This window comes from Actinoplanes xinjiangensis, assembly GCF_003148685.1.
In the GTDB taxonomy this organism is placed as follows: domain Bacteria; phylum Actinomycetota; class Actinomycetes; order Mycobacteriales; family Micromonosporaceae; genus Actinoplanes; species Actinoplanes xinjiangensis.
Genome location: NZ_QGGR01000022.1, coordinates 71,852 through 86,947, shown reverse-complemented (window position 1 = coordinate 86,947; position 15,096 = coordinate 71,852). Strand labels below are relative to the sequence as shown.

Here is a 15,096-nt window from a genome sequence, read left to right as displayed (position 1 = left end):
GGCCTTCAGCGGGATTGGGCAATCTGACCAGTCAAAACGGTCGCGATTGCGCAGATCGAATGATCTTGGGACGCTCACCGCATGATCAAGGCCGGCAGTGCGCCCACCGTCACGCAATCCGTACGGCACTCGCTCACCGAGGACGCCGCCGGCATCGTGACCGGCGCGTTCGTCGCGTCGCTGGGGTTGTTCCTGCTGGCCGCGGGTGGCATCGCGACCGGTGGCACCGCCGGGCTGGGCCTGCTCATCGAACGCACCTCCGGCTGGCCGTTGTCGGCCGTGTTCGCGCTGGTCAATCTGCCCTTCGTGGTGCTGGCGATCACCCGGCGGGGCTGGGCCTTCACCGTCCGTACCGCGGTCGGTGTCGCCCTGGTGTCGGCGTTCTCGCTGCTGCACCCGGCGATGATGTCGCTGCCGCAGCTGACCCCGCTGTACGCCACGATCGCCGGCAACCTGGCCGCCGGTATCGGCATCCTGATCATCTTCCGCCACAACGCCAGCCTCGGTGGTTTCGGCGTGGTCGCCCTGACCTGCCAGGACCGCTGGGGCTGGCGGGCCGGGTACGTCCAGATGGCCCTCGACGCCGTCGTCATCCTGATCTCCGCGTTCGTCCTGCCGCCCGCCGCCGCCCTGCTCTCCGCCGTCGGTGCGGTCGTGCTCAACCTGGTCGTCGCCATGAATCACCGCCCCGGCCGCTACGCCGGCTACTGACGGTCCGGGCGGTTGAAAAAGTGATATCACATTGATAGTGTGGCGCCATCACCGCTTGAGGGAGGCCCCACATGACCGAACACCTCGACCTTCCCGCCCCGCAGGTCCGTGAGCGCGCCGCCCGCGACGCCTCCGGCTGGCCCGTCGTCGCCGGCAGCGGCGTGGTGATCCTGCTGGCCGTGGCGGTGTTCGTGGTCGCCGTGCAGCAGGCCAGCGCCGCCGTCGTGCTCAGCCTGCTCGGCGTCAGCGTCCTGCTCGTGCTCGCCGCCGCGTTCGCCCTGCTCGGCCTCACCCCGGTCGCCCCGGGCGAGGCCCGCGTGCTCCAGCTCCTGGGCCGCTACACCGGCACCGTCCGCACCGACGGGCTGCGCTGGGTCAACCCGCTGACCGCCCGGCGCCGCGTCTCCACCCGGATCCGTAACCACGAGACCGACGTCCTCAAGGTCAACGACGCCGACGGCAACCCGATCGAGATCGCCGCCGTGGTCGTCTGGCAGGTCAAGGACACCGCCCGTGCGGTCTTCGAGGTCGACGACTTCATCGAGTTCGTCGCCATCCAGACCGAGACCGCCGTGCGGCACATCGCCAACAGCTACTCCTACGACTCCCACGACACCACCCTGATGTCGCTGCGGGACAACGCCGACGAGATCACCGCCCGGCTGTCCGAGGAGATCGGTGTGCGGGTCGCCGCCGCCGGGGTGAAGATCATTGAGTCGCGGCTGACCCGCCTGGCCTACTCACCCGAGATCGCCCACGCCATGCTGCGCCGTCAGCAGGCCAACGCGATCGTCGCCGCCCGGACCCGTATCGTCGAGGGTGCCGTCGGCATGGTCGAGCTGGCCCTGGCCCGGCTCACCGAGCACGACGTCGTCGAGCTGGACGAGGAGCGCAAGGCCGCCATGGTCAGCAACCTGCTGGTGGTCCTCTGCGGCGACCGGGACGCCCAGCCCGTCGTCAACACGGGCACCCTCTACTCCTGATCACATGGCCACCGAGCGCAAGAAGCTCCTGCTCCGCCTGGATCCCGCCGTGCACGACGCCCTCGCACGGTGGGCCGGGGACGAGCTGCGCAGCACGAACGCGCAGATCGAGTATCTGCTGCGCAAGGCACTGAGCGACGCCGGCCGGCTCCCCGGGGGAGTCGGCCGGATGCGGGGGCCGGGCCGGCCACCCAGCACTTCCGAACCGGACGAAGAGGACGAATAAGATGACCGTCCCCGGTAGCCTCCCCCAGCGGATCCTCCTGCTGGCACACGACCCCGCCAAGGGCCGGGTCCGCCTCGGCACCAACCTCGGCGCCATGGTCCGCGCGGCGGCCCTCGCCGACCTCTACCTCAGCGGCCACCTCACCGACACCAACGGCCGTGCCACCGCCGGCACCCGCCGGCCGGATGCCGACCCGGTCCTGGCCACCCTCCTCGACGACATCGCCGGCTCCCGGCCCCGCAAGTGGCAGTCCTGGGTGGACCGCCGGCAGCACGCCACCGTCGTCGCGGTGCGCCGGCAGCTCGCCGACGACGGCTGGGTGCGCCTGGAGCCGTACCGGATGCTCGGGATCATCCCCCGGACCCGGGTCACCCTCCGCGACCCCCGGGTCCGCAAGGAGCTGCTGGGCCGGGTCCGGTCGGCTCTGAAGGATCCGATCAGCCGGGTCGAGCCCGCCGACGCCGCCCTGGTGACCGTGGTCGTCGCCGGCGGTCTCGGCCTGGTCCTCGACCGCCGCGCCCGCCGGGACGCCCGGCGGCGCCTCCAGGAACTGGCCGACATCAGCGGGCCGATCGGGCCGGCCCTGCGCAAGTCCATCGAGGCCTCCGCCGCCGCGGCCGGGTAGGACCCGGGCCCGACTCTCCGGCGATCGCTCCCGCGCCGGTGGCGTCTGCTCGGCTAGCGTCCACGTAGTCGAAACGGGGAGGCGCGGCGTGGGAACGAGTTACCAGACGATGCTGGTGGCGGCGGAGTTCGCGGCGACGGTGCAGGCGGTCCGGGGGACCGGAGCCCGGGCGATCGTGGTGCCGGTCGCCGCCGAACGGGTGGCGGTGATTCCCGAGGAGGGCGACTGGGACGTCGCCGACCTCGGTCCCCTCGCTGAAGGCCTCAGCGCGGCGCTGAGCGGCCCGGTGCTGGCGACGTACGTCGTCGACTCCGACTTCGTCGACTGTCACGTCTACCGGGGCGGGGCCCGGGTCCACCGGTACGTCTCCGATCAGTCGATGCTGGTCGAATGGTTCGAGGGCGACGACGGCGTGATCCGGCCCGGGATCGGCGGCGTCGCGTTCCCGTCCGGCCACGTCCTGCCGGAGGGCGCGCTGGGAGCCGACGCCGGCGCCTTCGCCCCGTTCGCCACAGCCGAGCCCGACCTCGCCCGGATCGGCGCCGCTCTGCGCGGGCAGGTCGCGCCGGACCCGGACCGGATCCGGCGCCAGTTCGCCGAGGCCCAGTACACGGCGATCATCGCGGCGCTGGGCCTGCCACCGCAGGCGCTGACGGTGGCCTACCGGCACACCGACCCGGCGTACTTTCCCGGAGCCGTGCTGGTCTGAACCGCCCGGGGCGCCTGCCCCGGCCCCGGCGTCACGCCCGGGGCGGGCGCAACCCCATGACCGGGAACGGTGTGGCCGGTGCCCGTAGTGCGGCCGGCGCGGTGACGCCGAATGCCAGCAGGGCCAGGTCGACGACCGCCTGCCCGGCGTCACCGATCCACGGGTTGATCGAGATGCTCAGCTGGGTGGCGGCGTCCGGTGTGGAGAACGAGTAGCTGATGAAGCCGAAGATGCCGCCGCTGTGCCCCCAGAGCGTCGGGCCGCCGGGCAGCTCCTGCTGGTAGATGCCGAGGCCGTAGCTCAGCTCGCCGACCGGGGTCAGCATCTCGGCCAGCTGGGCCCGCCGCAGCAGCCGGCCGCTGAGCAGGGTGCGGTAGAAGCGGTTGAGGTCCGCCGTGGTGGAGACGATCTCACCGGCGGCGTGGGCCATCGACGGGTTCAGGTCGGTGAAGTCCAGCGGCACCGGCCCGCCGTCCCGCTCGACCGGCTCGTAACCGTGGGCGTGCGGCCCGTCGATCGTGGTGTCGGTACCGGGTACCTCGGTGCCGTGCAGGCGCAGCGGCCGCAGGATGCGCCGGTCGACCTCCCTGCCGTACGCCCGCCCGGTCACCTTCCGCACGATCAGCCCGAGCAGGACGTAGTTGGTGTTGGAGTAGGCCCACGAGGTGCCCGGCTCGAACACCGGCGGCTGCGCGGCGGCGAGCGCGACCAGTTCCTCGGGCCGGAACGTCCGGTACCGGGCGCGCAGCACCTCCTCGAAGGACGCGAACAGCAGGTCGGTGTAGTCGAAGATCCCGCTGGTGTGCTGGAGCAGGTTGCGGATCGTGATCCGCGAGCCGTTGGCGATCGCGCCCGGCAGCCAGCGCTCCAGCGTGTCGTCGAGAGCGAGCCGCCGCTCCCCGGCCAGCTGGAGGATCACGGTGGCCACGAAGGTCTTGGTGATGCTGCCGACCCGGTACAGGCCACCGGGCGCGGGCCGGGCCGGGCGGCCCAGCTCCACCACCCCGCTGGATCCGCGCCAGCTGCCGGACGGGCCGTCCAGCCGGGCCAGCGCGGCGGTGGCGCCGGTGGCGACGATCCGGTCCAGCGCCGCCTGTAACGCGGCCCGGTCCGGCCCGCCGGGCGAGGCCGCGGCCGGTGATGCGATCCCGACCCCGGCCCCGGCCGCGATCGCCGCGGCGGCGGATCCGGTCAGAACCGTTCGACGACTAGGCATGGTTGGTCTCCCCCCGAGTGACATCCACCCCGCCGACGCTGTCATCTCAAGTGATGCCCGTCAATGTCGCGCGACCCTGGTCGCACCCCTACGGGTGCTCCCGCGGTGAACCCGGCGCTGGTCCGGCCTTGACCGGGGGAGGTGCCGTCACCCCCGGCCGGGCCACTGCTCGGCGCCCCGGCCACCGACGACCGCCACCGCGGTTCCGTAAGATCGTCCGGGTGACGTTCGTCGAGGTGGACCGGCCCGGCGACCCGGCGCACGACATGGCGCTCGGGCCGCGGTTGCTACGCGACGGCCTCGGCGACGCCCGGGACATCCTGCGGATCTACTCACCACAACCGACCGCCGCGTTCAGCCGCCGCGACACGCTGCGCCCCGGCTACCCGCGGGCGGCCGCCGCCGTCGAGCGGTTCGGGTTCCTGCCGGTCGTGCGTCCCCAGGGCGGCAGCCTGGCCGCCTACCACCCCGGCAGTGTGGTCGTCGACCACGTGCACCGGGCCGCCGGCGAACCCCTCGAACCGGTCGAGCGGTTCCAGCGGTTCGCCGCCCTGCACGCCGAGGTGCTCGCCGGTCTCGGCGCGGACGCCCGGATCGGCCCGGTACCCGGCGAGTACTGCCCCGGCGACTACAGCATCAACGCCGGCGGCGCCAAGATCGTCGGCTCGGCCCAGCGGGTCACCCGGGACGGCTGGCTGTTCAGCACGGTCATCCAGGTCAGTGGTGCGGCCCGCCTCCGCGAGGTGCTGACCCCGGCCTACGCCGAGCTCGGCTACGACTTCGAGCCGTCCACCGTCGGCGCGCTGGAGGACACCGTGCCCGGCGTGACCACGGCGACGGTCGCCGCCGCGGTCCGCGCCGCCTACGCCGCGACGCTGTGACCGTGCTCAGAGGCCGTAACCGCCCGAGACGTCGATGTCCTGCGCGGTGATCCACGCGAGATCGGTGCCGAGCAGCGCGGCGATGACCGCTCCGACGTCGTCCGGTTCGCCCAGCCGTCCGAGGGCGGTCCGGGCCGCCAGCTCCGGAATCACCTCCGGATGGCGTTCGAAGGCGTTGTCGCCCAGCCGGGTCCGGGTGGGGCCGGGGGCCAGGGAGTTGACCCGGATGCCGCGGCCGCTGAGTTCCTTGGCCAGGTAGCGGGTCAGTACCACCAGGCCACCCTTCATCGCGCCGTAGACCGAGTAGCCGGGCTCGGTGACGGTGCTCGCCGCACCGCTGGTGACGTTGACGATCGCGCCGCCGTCGGCCAGCAGCGGCAGCAGCGTCTGGGTGAGGAAGTACGGCCCCTTCAGCAGCACCCGCATCAGGTCGTCGAAGGTGTCCTCGGTGGTCTCCTCGAACAGTGCGACCCGGCTGGCGCCGGCGTTGTTGACCAGGTGGTCGAAGGTGTCACGCTGCCAGACGTCGCGCAGGGCCGCGGCCACCGCGTCACGGAAGGCCGGGAACGTCTCGGAGCGGCCGAGGTCCAGTGGCAGGGCGACCGCGGTGCCACCGTCCTTCTCGATGGCGGCGACGGTGTCCAGCGCGCCGGACCGGTTGCCCTGATAGGTGAGGACGACCCCGGTGCCGCGCCGGGCGATCTGGATGGCGGCGCTGCGGCCGATGCCGGAACCGGCGCCGGTGACGATGGCGATCGGCATGATCAACGCACCTCTTCGAGGAGTCGGGCGAGCCAGTCGGTACGGGCCCGTCGGGCGGCGGAGGAGATCGGAGCCTGCGGGAACAGCGCGTCGAAGCCGTGGCAGCCGCCGGCCCAGATGTGCAGGTCGGCCCGGCCGCCGGCCGCCCAGATCCGGGCGGCGTACTCGACGCTCTCGTCGCGGAACACCTCGGCCGAGCCGGCGTCGAGGTAGGTGGCGGGCAGGCCGGCGAGGTCGGTGGCGAGCGCGGGGGAGACGTACGGGGAGACCGGGCCGAGGCCGCCGAGCACCGACCGCCAGCCGAAGTCGTTCATCTCCCGGGTCCACACGCCGGGCCCGCCGGAGAACTGCCGGCTCGACGCGCTGTCGTTGCGGTGGTCGAGCATCGGGCCGATCAGGATCTGGCCGGCGATCGCCGGGGTGGCGCGATCGCGGGCCATCAGGGTCACTCCGGCGGCGAGGCCACCGCCGGCGCTGGCACCCGCCACGATGATGCGGGCCGGGTCGATGCCCAGGTCGGCGGCGTGCGCGGCGACCCATGCCAGGCCGTGGTAGCAGTCGTCGACCAGGGTGGTGCCGTCGGCCTCCGGTGCCAGCCGGTAGTCGACCGAGACCACCACGGCGCCGAACCGGTCGAGCCACTCCCGTGGAATGTCGATCTGGGAGTACCGGTCGCCCATCACCATGCCGCCGCCGTGGATCCAGTAGACGCACGGCGCCGCGGTGACGCCACCGGGGCTCAGGATCGTCAGCGGGATCGGGGTGCCGTCCGGCGCGGGGAAGGTCACCTCCCGCCGCTCGACGGAGCCGTCGTCCGGACGGGGGCCGGCGGCGTACGGGCGGATCTGGGCCAGGGTCTGCGCGTCGAGCGGCGGCATCGGTGGCATGGCGGCCAGCAGGGTGGACAGTTCCGGGTCGTAGGCGGGCCTCATCGGTGTGCTCCCCACGCCTTGCCGCCGACCGGGATCTCGTCGGTGTAGCGGGACTCGCCGGTCAGCAGCGGTTGGAGGGCGGCGACCAGGGCCTGGGCCGGCGCGGTGGTGAAGAACGCCTGGTGAGCCTGCTCGCTGGTCCAGCCCTCGGTCACGTGGACGGTGTCCGGGTCGGCGGCGGACCGGCCGACCAGGAAGACGACGCAGTCGGGGTGCGGCAGGGACGGCGCGTCGAGCAGCAGCCGCACGACCTCGTCTCCGCTGCCCGGACGGGCGGTCATCGTGGCGTGGAACCCGTGCCTCGCGATCATCGGATGTTCCTCTCATCGGGTGGAATCTCGATGTCTCCATAAAAGCAGGCTGAGCTGCAAAGACGGTAGAACGATGCTCGTCGGTCCTTGCCTGATCCTGCCGTGGGAGAGAGAATCGGCGCATGAGCCTGGCTGCGCTGAGAGACCTGGTCACCCGTCACGCACGCCCGGATCACCGCACCCCCGTCGAGGACGTGCTGCTCTCGCGGATCGTGCAGCCGGAGTCACCGGAGCCGTCGATGACCGGCACGGTGCTGGCCGTCATCGCCCAGGGCACGAAGCGGCTGGCACTGGGCAGCCGGGTGTACGAATATTCCGCCGGCCAGTACCTGGTCGCGTCCGTCGACATGCCCGTCACCGGCAACTTCATCGGCGCCACCGCGGACCGTCCCGCGCTGGGCTTCGGGCTGGTCCTGCGGCCCGCCGTCGTCGCCGAGCTGCTGCTCCAGGCCGCCCCCGGCGACCTCCCGCCGGTCGCCGGGGTCCCGTCCGGCATGGCGGTCAGCGACGCGCCCGCCGAGCTGCTCGACGCGGTGCTCCGGCTGGTCCGGCTGCTCGATCACCCGCGTGACGCGGCAGTGCTGGCGCCGCTGATCAAGCGGGAGATCCTGTGGCGGGTCATCACCGGCGAGCAGGGCGCCGTGGTCCGCCAGCTGGGCCTCGCCGACAGCAACCTCACGCACGTCGCGCGGGCGGTCCGGTGGATCCGCGACCACTACCCGACGGCGTTCCGGGTCGAGGAGCTGGCGCAGCTGTCCGGGATGACGTCTCCGCCTTCTACCGCAACTTCCAGGCGGTGACCGCGATGAGCCCGATCCAGTTCCAGAAGCAGATCCGGCTCCAGCAGGCCCGGCTCCTGCTGGCCACCCGTCCCGGCGACGTCACCGGGGTCAGCCGGCACGTCGGCTACGAGAGCCCGTCACAGTTCAGTAGGGAGTACCGCCGCCAGTTCGGTACCCCGCCGAGCCGGGATGCCGCCCTGGCGCGGTGACGACGGCCGCGCGGTCACCCGAGGCGCGGGTGGCCGGCGAAGAAGTCCCACAGCAGGTCGGTCGCGACGATCGGCGCGCCCGGCAGCGCCATCTCCCCGGACTTCGCGCCCGGCCACGCATGCCCCATGTCGGCGACCACGTACACCTCGACGTCCGAGCCGTCGGCACAGCGCGCGCTGGACCGGCTGACCCCGTCCGTGCCGCCCGCCGGTGCCGGCCGCGGTTGGCAGTCGAGCCGCTCGCGCCACTTCTTCAGCCCGGCGTCGAAGATGTCGAAGTACCGGTCCTGTGCACCGATGATGCTCAGGACCGAGACCGGTTCCGCCGGGACGAAGCCGGGAGCCTCGGCCGGTGGTCCGCCGTACCCGCCGCTCACCGCACCGATGGCGGCGAACACGCCGGTCGCCTCCACCGCGGCGCGGAAGCTCATGTCGCCGCCGTTGGAGATGCCGGTGGCGTAGACCCGGCGGGGGTCCACCCGCCAGTCGGTGATCAGCCGGCCGGTCAGCGCCTTCAGGAAGGCGACGTCGCCTCGGCGCCGCAGCACACGAGCGCGTTGAACCCGCCGGCCACGCCGTCCGGGTAGGCGACCAGGAAGCCGTGCTCGTCGGCCTTGGCGTCCATCCCGATCATGTCGCGCAGGCGCTCACCGGAACCCGGATAGAAGTGCAGGGCCACCACCAGCGGCACCGGGTTCGTGCCGGTGTAACCGGGCGGGACGTGCAACAGCACCGAGCGTTGCTTACCGCCGACGTCCAGGGTCAGCCGGTGGTCACCCGCGGCGGGCCGCGGCGAGGCCGGCGTCACCGGCGGCCCGCTCCCGCAGGCGGCGAGCACCAGACCGCAGACCAGGACCGAGATTCTTACCGTACGCCGCAAAGGTCATCCCTCGTCTCCACCGACCGCAACGGGTGCAGCGTCGGCCGGGGCGTTCCCCCCGGTCAACCGTTTCGGCCGGTACCGAAACCCATGGCACGCTGTGCGGATGTTGCGTCTCCGACTGGACCACGCGGACCTGGCGCGGGTCCGGTTCACCGACCGGCTGCATCCGGCCAGCACCGTGCTGCTGGCCAGCCAGGCCCTGCGCCGGCCGCCGGTGGCCGCCGCCCTGCCGGAACTGGCACGCCGGGTGGCGTCGTCCGGGGCGGCGCTGCGACCGTTGCACCATCTGATCCCGGCGCAGGGCCCCGCGCCGGACTTCATGACCCCGTGGGACGGCGTGACGTCGATCGACGACGGGCTGGCGGTGATCCGCTCGACGCCGGTCCGGCAGGTGCGGGCGGAGGTGTCCGCGGCCTACGCCGGCACCCCGGTGACCATCGCGCGGCGCCGGTTCGCCGATGCCGACCCGTCGGTGCTGGACACCCTGGTCACCGCCATGCGGGCGTACTTCGATCAGGTGCTGGCGCCGGACTGGGCGGCGTTGACCCGTACCCATCGGCAGGTGGTCGGTGAGGCCGCCGCCCGCTATGCCCGCACCGGTGCGGAAGGCCTGCTGAACAGCCTGCATCCGGCGATCCGGTGGCGCAGCCCGGTGCTGGAGGTGGACACCTGGCAGGACGGCGACGTACGGCAGGCCGGACACGGCCTGGTGCTGCTGCCGTCCCCGTTCACCGGTCCGCGGCCCCGGGTGCTGCTCCGGCCGGGCCGCCCGGCGCTGGTGGTCTACCCGGTCGAGGCACCGGCCGGACTCGACGGCCGGCCGGCTGCCGATCCGCTGGCCGGGCTGTTCGGCCGGACCCGCAGCGCGGTGCTGGTGCAGGTCACCCGGCCCGGGCGGCACACCACCTCGTCGATCGCCCGGCTCACCGGCATCAGTGTGTCGTCGTCGTCCGAGCACCTGTCGGCTCTGCGGGCCGCCGGGCTGGTGTCCAGCCGCCGCGACGGCGGCGCGATCGTGCACCGCGCCACGGCCCTCGGCGAGAGCCTGGCGGCGTCCGGCTGATCCGTCACCTTCGGGTCGGGGCCGGATGCTACTCAGGTCTGAAGGTGGCGGCGTTCGGACCAGACTTCAGGCGCTCCCGCGCACGAACGGGCGCCCCTAGCGTCGACTGCATGATTGAAGTGCGGGAATTGACCAAGCGCTTCGGCGCCACGATCGCGGTCGACGGCCTGTCGTTCACCGTCCGGCCCGGGCGGGTGACCGGTTTCCTCGGGCCGAACGGTGCGGGCAAGTCGACCACCATGCGGATGATCGTCGGGCTGGACCGGCCGGACGCCGGGGACGCGACCGTCGGCGGCCGGCCCTACCGGACCCATCCGGCTCCGCTCTGCGCGGTGGGTGCCCTGCTGGAGGGCCGTGCCGTACACCGCGGCCGCACCGCCCGGCAGCACCTGCTCGGGCTGGCCCGTACCCATGGGATCCCCGCCCGCCGGGTGGCCGCGGTCCTCGCGCTGGCCGGCCTCACCGAGGTGGCCGACCGGCGCGCCGGCGGGTTCTCCCTGGGGATGAGCCAGCGTCTGGGCGTGGCGTCCGCGCTGCTCGGTGACCCGGCCGTGGTGATCCTCGACGAGCCCGTCAACGGTCTCGACCCCGACGGCGTGCTGTGGATCCGGACCCTGCTGAAGGACCTGGCGGCGCAGGGCCGAACCGTCCTGGTGTCCAGCCACCTGATGAGCGAGACCGCGGTGACCGCCGACCATCTGCTGATCGTCGGCGCCGGGCGGCTGCTCGCCGACGTCGGTGTCGAGGAGCTGATCGCGCGGGCCGGTGCGAACCGGTGCGTGGTCCGCTCACCGGACGCCGACCGCCTGCACCCCGCCCTGATCGCCGCGGGGGCGACGGTCACCCGGCCGGAGCCGGATTCGCTGGTCGTGGAGGGACTGGCCGCCGAGGAGATCGGCACCGCCGCGGCGGCGAACCACGCCGTCCTGTACGAACTCACACCGCACCGTGCCTCGCTGGAACAGGCCTACATGGACCTCACCCGCGGCTGGGTGCGGTTCGGCGAGAAGAAGGTCGCCGCATGAACGCCTACCGCGTCTCCTTCCCGAGGGTGGCCCGCGCCGAGGGCGGCAAGCTCATCACCCTGCGCTCCACCTGGGCCGTGCTGTCCGTCACCGCGGTGATCACCGTCGGCCTGGCCGTCGCGATCAACGCCAACGTCTATCGCCGGCCCGGGGCCGAGGTGTCGTCCGGCGCTCTGACCGCTCAGACGTTCCTCGGCGTCGACGTCGTCTGCCTGATCCTCGGTGTGTTCGGCATCCTCATGATCACCGGCGAGTTCGGCTCGGGCCTGATCCGGGCCACGTTCGCGGCGGTGCCCCGGCGCGTGCCGGTGCTGCTGGCCAAGGCGGTCGCCCTCGTCCTGGTGGCGTTCCCGGCGACCCTGGCCGCGTGCATCGTCGCCATGATCGCCGGCGAGGCGCTGCTGCCCGCCGGGCCACCGGCCGACATCCCGGTGCGTGCCCTGTTCGGTGCGGCCGCCGCCCCGGTCGCGCTGGCGCTGATCGGCCTCGGGATCGGTGCGCTGGTACGCCACACCGCCGCCGCGATCACCGTCTACGTCCTGACCATGCTGGTACTGCCGGCGATCCTGCAGCCCGCGCTACCGGAGGACCTGGCCGACGACGTGGTGCGCTACGTCCCGATCGCGGCCGCGCAGGCGATGTACGCCGTGGACACGGGCAACCCGTTCCCGATGCTCGCCCCCGGCACGGCCGTGCTGACCGTCGCGGCGTGGACGGTGCTGACCCTCGCCGCCGGCGCGGTGATGCTCCGGCACCGTGATCCGTGACCCCGCACCGGGCGCCGTCCGGACACAATGGTGCGGTGAGCCCCCATGCCCTGCGCGTTGCCGCCCGTCGCCATCCGCGGGCGGTCGACGCCGGGATCGCCGCGCTGGTGGCGCTGGCCTGCGCGCTGGTGCTCTCCGGGCGTACCGGTGCGACGGTCGACGCCGCCGGCGTGCTGGACTGGACTTCGGTGGTCCTGCTGCCGGTGCCCCTGATCTGGCGCCGCCGGGCGCCCGTCGCGGTCTTCGCCGCCGCAACCGTCCTGTTGATCGGCTCGCAGGCACTGGGCGCCCAGTCACCGGCCGCCCTGGGGGTCACCCTGACCGCCCTGCACGCGGTCGCCCGGTACCGGCCCGCCCGGTTCGCGTGGCCGGCCGCCGCCGTCACCGTGCTGCCGGGCTTCGACAACCGGATCGAGGACGGGCCGGCGTGGGGCGCGTTCGCGGCGGTCTCGGCGGTCACGGTCGCCGTCGTCCTGATCGGCGTCAACCAGCGCACGCGCAGCGCGTACCTGCAGGCCCTGGAGGATCGCGCCCAGCGACTGGAACAGGACCGCGATCAGCGCGCCCGGCTCGCCGTCGCCGACGAACGGGCGCGCGTCGCCCGCGAGATGCACGACGTCGTCGCCCACCACCTCGCCGTCATCGTCGCGCTCTCCGACGGTGCGGCGGCGACCGCGGCGCTGGCGCCGCAACGCGCCGCCGACGTGATGGGACAGGTCTCGGCGACCGGCCGGCAGGCGCTGGGGGAGATGCGCCGGCTGGTCGGCCTGCTGCGCGGCACCTCCCGGCCGGAACCGGGTACCCGCGCGCCGCAGCCCGGCCTCGACGACATCACCGCGCTGGTGGACCGGGTCCGCGACGCCGGGGTACGGGTCAGCGTGCGGCAGGACGGCACCCCCGGCGCGTGGGGGCCGGGCGCAGGACTGGCCGTCTACCGGATCGTGCAGGAGGCTCTCACCAACGTCCTCAAACACGCCGGTCCGCAGGCCGGCGCCGAGGTCTCGCTGCGCTACCGGAGGGACGCCGCCGAGGTGTCGATCGTCGACGACGGCGCCGGACGGATCGCCCGGCGACCCGGGATCGGCGACCGGCACGGGCTCGCGGGCATGGCCGAACGCGCCACGGCGTACGGTGGGCGGCTCGACGCCGGACCCCGTGCCGGTCCGGGCTGGCGGGTGCACGTGTGCCTCACCTTCGACCGGTCGGAGGTCCTGTCGTGACCGTCTCGGTGCTGCTCGCCGACGACCAGCCGCTGCTCTCCCTCGGCCTGCGCCTGGTGCTGGAGGCCCAGCCGGACCTGGTCGTCGTCGGCGAGGCCGGCAACGGCGCCCAGGCGGTCGCCATGGCGCGGGCGCTGCGGCCCGACGTGGTGCTGATGGACGTACGGATGCCTGTCCTCGACGGCATCGAGGCGACCCGGGAGATCGTCGGCTCCGGAAACCCGGCCCGCATCCTGATGCTGACCACCTTCGACCTCGACGAGTACGTGTATGCCGCCCTCCGCGCCGGGGCCAGCGGCTTCCTGCTCAAGGACGTGCCGCCGGCCGACCTGATCAGTGCCGTCCACGCGGTCGTCGGCGGGCATGCCGTCGTCGCACCGGCCGTCACCCGGCGGCTGCTCGACATCGCGCTGCCCCACCTGCCCGACACCGTCACCGACGAACGGCTGGAACGGCTGACCGACCGCGAGCGGGAGGTCCTCACCTGGGTGTGCCGCGGCCTGTCCAACAGCGAGATCGCCGCCGGGCTGCACCTGTCCGAGGCGACGGTGAAGGCGCACGTCGGCCGGCTGCTGAGCAAACTCGAGCTGCGCGACCGGGTGCAGATCGTCGTCTATGCGTACGAGAACGGGCTCGCACCCCGCTCACCGTGACACGGCGGACCCCGCTACCGGGTGCCGCCCTGCGGGGGCGTGCCGTACCGGCCGGAGAGCCTCGGGGCCGGCAGCACCACGGTCGGCGGGTCGGCCAGACCCGTTCCGACCGGTGGCATCAGCTGGGTCGCCGCGGCCGGCACCGGCTCGGCCGAGGCCTTGCGGCGGCGGAGCACCATCAGCAGCAGCGCACCCACACCGACGGCGACCAGCAGGCCGCCCAGCCCGGTGAACAGCAGCGTCCCGTTGCCCTCGTCGCTGACGGTCCGGAGGCCGGGGTCGGCCGGCGCGGCCGCGATCGTCGGCGACCCGGGAGTCTCGTCCGCCGCGGCGAGCGGGCTCGCCTCCGCGCGAGGTGACGGCGAGGTGGCCGACGGCGTGACGGCGGCGGCCAGTTTCAGCTGCACACTCGCGGTGTCACCGGCGACGCCCCGCACGGTCTTACGGCCGGTGCGGTATCCGTCCCCGGCCACGACGACCGTGATCGAGCCCTCGGCGATCGGTTTGCCGGCGGTGGACCTGACCACGAACCGGCCGTTGCGGTCACTCGTCGTCCGGTATTCGTGGCCGGCACTGTCCCGGACGGTCACGCTCGCGCCGCTGATCGCCTCGCCGTCGGCGCCGCGGACCCGGCCGGAGACCCGGTCGACCGACGACGGTTCCTCCGCCCCGGGTACCTCCGTGCCCGGCCCGTGGACGTACACCATCTTGTAGTCGAAGCTGTTCTGCCCGCCGAGCCGCACGGCGACCGAGATGTTGAGGCCGGTCGTCTCACCCTGACCCGCCTCGGGCGCGACGACCGTGGCCTCGAAGTCCCGGCTTCTACCGGGTCCGAGGCTGGGCTCGGCCCGGCATCCGGTGGCGCACCGCAGGCCGCCGCCGACCACCACGATGGCCGTCTCGGCCGCCCTGCCGGTGTTCGTGACACGGAACCGCACGCGCACCTTGTCGCCGGGCCGCACGTTCTCCGCCGACACGCTCAGGATGCCGATGGGTGCCGGTGCCGCCGCAACGGGTGCCGGGGACACCAGGAGCGTCGCCCCGGTCAGCCCGATCACCGCGACGGCCGCGGCCCACCGGGCCCGCAAGCGCATCGTCACTTCCCACCACCTTCGCCGGCACAGGCACCATCGGTCGA

Annotated in this window: 20 protein-coding genes; 13 read left to right on the top strand and 7 right to left on the bottom strand. The window is 73.3% G+C overall.

Annotated elements, in window-relative coordinates:
* Nucleotides 1-81 precede the first annotated feature (81 nt).
* The 5 genes from BC793_RS35805 to BC793_RS49900 all read left to right on the top strand — a co-directional run bounded on the left by BC793_RS35805 (nt 82) and on the right by BC793_RS49900 (nt 3,254).
* A complete protein-coding gene (locus BC793_RS35805) occupies nt 82-711 on the top strand; it encodes a YitT family protein (RefSeq protein ID WP_109600708.1) in 630 nt (209 codons plus the stop codon).
* Nucleotides 712-782: 71 nt separating this feature from the next.
* A complete protein-coding gene (locus BC793_RS35800) occupies nt 783-1,694 on the top strand; it encodes an SPFH domain-containing protein (protein ID WP_109600706.1) in 912 nt (303 codons plus the stop codon).
* Between the two features lie 4 nt (nt 1,695-1,698).
* Nucleotides 1,699-1,920, top strand: coding sequence for a type II toxin-antitoxin system antitoxin (locus tag BC793_RS35795; protein ID WP_109600704.1), 222 nt, complete (start codon nt 1,699-1,701; stop codon nt 1,918-1,920).
* A 1-nt stretch (nt 1,921) separates the two neighbouring features.
* Nucleotides 1,922-2,545 carry a GOLPH3/VPS74 family protein gene (locus BC793_RS35790; protein WP_109600702.1) on the top strand — a complete coding sequence of 208 codons (624 nt, stop codon included), beginning with the start codon at nt 1,922-1,924 and terminating at the stop codon, nt 2,543-2,545.
* Nucleotides 2,546-2,633: 88 nt separating this feature from the next.
* Entirely contained in the window at nt 2,634-3,254 is a 621-nt protein-coding gene (locus BC793_RS49900; protein ID WP_158319478.1) for a hypothetical protein, read from the top strand.
* 31 nt (nt 3,255-3,285) lie between these two features.
* Here BC793_RS49900 and BC793_RS35780 read toward each other — a convergent pair whose 3' ends face one another.
* Nucleotides 3,286-4,470, bottom strand: a complete 1,185-nt coding sequence (locus BC793_RS35780; RefSeq protein WP_158319477.1) for a serine hydrolase domain-containing protein — start codon at nt 4,468-4,470, stop codon at nt 3,286-3,288.
* Between the two features lie 221 nt (nt 4,471-4,691).
* On the opposite strand from BC793_RS35780, the gene BC793_RS35775 reads away from it, so the two are divergent.
* Entirely contained in the window at nt 4,692-5,351 is a 660-nt protein-coding gene (locus BC793_RS35775) for a lipoate--protein ligase family protein (RefSeq protein WP_109600699.1), read from the top strand.
* Between the two features lie 6 nt (nt 5,352-5,357).
* On the opposite strand, the gene BC793_RS35770 is transcribed toward BC793_RS35775, so the two are convergent.
* Genes BC793_RS35770 through BC793_RS35760 form a run of 3 tightly spaced genes read right to left on the bottom strand, consistent with a single transcriptional unit; the run spans nt 5,358 to nt 7,356 of the window.
* Complete coding sequence (locus tag BC793_RS35770; RefSeq protein WP_109600697.1) at nt 5,358-6,113, bottom strand: SDR family NAD(P)-dependent oxidoreductase; 756 nt, start codon at nt 6,111-6,113, stop codon at nt 5,358-5,360.
* Nucleotides 6,114-6,115: 2 nt separating this feature from the next.
* Nucleotides 6,116-7,045 (bottom strand): alpha/beta hydrolase, encoded by a 930-nt coding sequence (locus BC793_RS35765; RefSeq protein WP_203896469.1) that lies wholly within the window; start codon nt 7,043-7,045, stop codon nt 6,116-6,118.
* Nucleotides 7,042-7,356: a putative quinol monooxygenase gene (locus BC793_RS35760; protein ID WP_109600695.1), complete on the bottom strand. Its 315-nt coding sequence runs from the start codon at nt 7,354-7,356 to the stop codon at nt 7,042-7,044. Before BC793_RS35760 ends, BC793_RS35765 begins: the two co-directional genes overlap by 4 nt.
* Nucleotides 7,357-7,478: 122 nt before the next feature.
* Here BC793_RS35760 and BC793_RS35755 point away from each other — a divergent pair, with 122 nt between their 5' ends.
* Both BC793_RS35755 and BC793_RS51845 read left to right on the top strand, forming a co-directional pair.
* Nucleotides 7,479-8,156 carry an AraC family transcriptional regulator gene (locus BC793_RS35755; RefSeq protein WP_239170454.1) on the top strand — a complete coding sequence of 226 codons (678 nt, stop codon included), beginning with the start codon at nt 7,479-7,481 and terminating at the stop codon, nt 8,154-8,156.
* A gap of 5 nt (nt 8,157-8,161) precedes the next feature.
* On the top strand, nt 8,162-8,347 hold the full coding sequence (locus tag BC793_RS51845; protein ID WP_239170455.1) for a helix-turn-helix domain-containing protein: 186 nt from the start codon (nt 8,162-8,164) through the stop codon (nt 8,345-8,347).
* A 14-nt stretch (nt 8,348-8,361) separates the two neighbouring features.
* Here BC793_RS51845 and BC793_RS35750 read toward each other — a convergent pair whose 3' ends face one another.
* The gene (locus BC793_RS35750) at nt 8,362-8,895 is read right to left on the bottom strand and encodes a CE1 family esterase (protein WP_203896470.1); all 534 of its coding nucleotides are present in this window, start codon (nt 8,893-8,895) and stop codon (nt 8,362-8,364) included.
* Nucleotides 8,862-9,227, bottom strand: a complete 366-nt coding sequence (locus BC793_RS50775; RefSeq protein WP_203896471.1) for a CE1 family esterase — start codon at nt 9,225-9,227, stop codon at nt 8,862-8,864. Before BC793_RS50775 ends, BC793_RS35750 begins: the two co-directional genes overlap by 34 nt.
* Before the next feature lie 106 nt (nt 9,228-9,333).
* Between BC793_RS50775 and BC793_RS35745 the strand changes: the two genes are divergently transcribed.
* The 5 genes from BC793_RS35745 to BC793_RS35725 all read left to right on the top strand — a co-directional run bounded on the left by BC793_RS35745 (nt 9,334) and on the right by BC793_RS35725 (nt 13,958).
* Nucleotides 9,334-10,293 (top strand): helix-turn-helix domain-containing protein, encoded by a 960-nt coding sequence (locus tag BC793_RS35745; RefSeq protein WP_109600693.1) that lies wholly within the window; start codon nt 9,334-9,336, stop codon nt 10,291-10,293.
* Nucleotides 10,294-10,403: 110 nt separating this feature from the next.
* The gene (locus tag BC793_RS35740) at nt 10,404-11,318 is read left to right on the top strand and encodes an ABC transporter ATP-binding protein (protein WP_109600691.1); all 915 of its coding nucleotides are present in this window, start codon (nt 10,404-10,406) and stop codon (nt 11,316-11,318) included.
* Nucleotides 11,315-12,085, top strand: a complete 771-nt coding sequence (locus tag BC793_RS35735) for an ABC-2 transporter permease (protein WP_109600689.1) — start codon at nt 11,315-11,317, stop codon at nt 12,083-12,085. Before BC793_RS35740 ends, BC793_RS35735 begins: the two co-directional genes overlap by 4 nt.
* Before the next feature lie 35 nt (nt 12,086-12,120).
* On the top strand, nt 12,121-13,305 hold the full coding sequence (locus BC793_RS35730) for a sensor histidine kinase (protein ID WP_109600687.1): 1,185 nt from the start codon (nt 12,121-12,123) through the stop codon (nt 13,303-13,305).
* Nucleotides 13,302-13,958, top strand: a complete 657-nt coding sequence (locus BC793_RS35725) for a response regulator (RefSeq protein ID WP_109600685.1) — start codon at nt 13,302-13,304, stop codon at nt 13,956-13,958. The genes BC793_RS35730 and BC793_RS35725 overlap by 4 nt, the downstream gene beginning before the upstream one ends.
* Nucleotides 13,959-13,972: 14 nt before the next feature.
* Here the strand turns inward: BC793_RS35725 and BC793_RS35720 are convergent, their stop codons facing one another.
* Nucleotides 13,973-15,052 (bottom strand): carboxypeptidase-like regulatory domain-containing protein, encoded by a 1,080-nt coding sequence (locus BC793_RS35720; RefSeq protein WP_239170461.1) that lies wholly within the window; start codon nt 15,050-15,052, stop codon nt 13,973-13,975.
* Between the last annotated feature and the right edge of the window lie 44 nt (nt 15,053-15,096).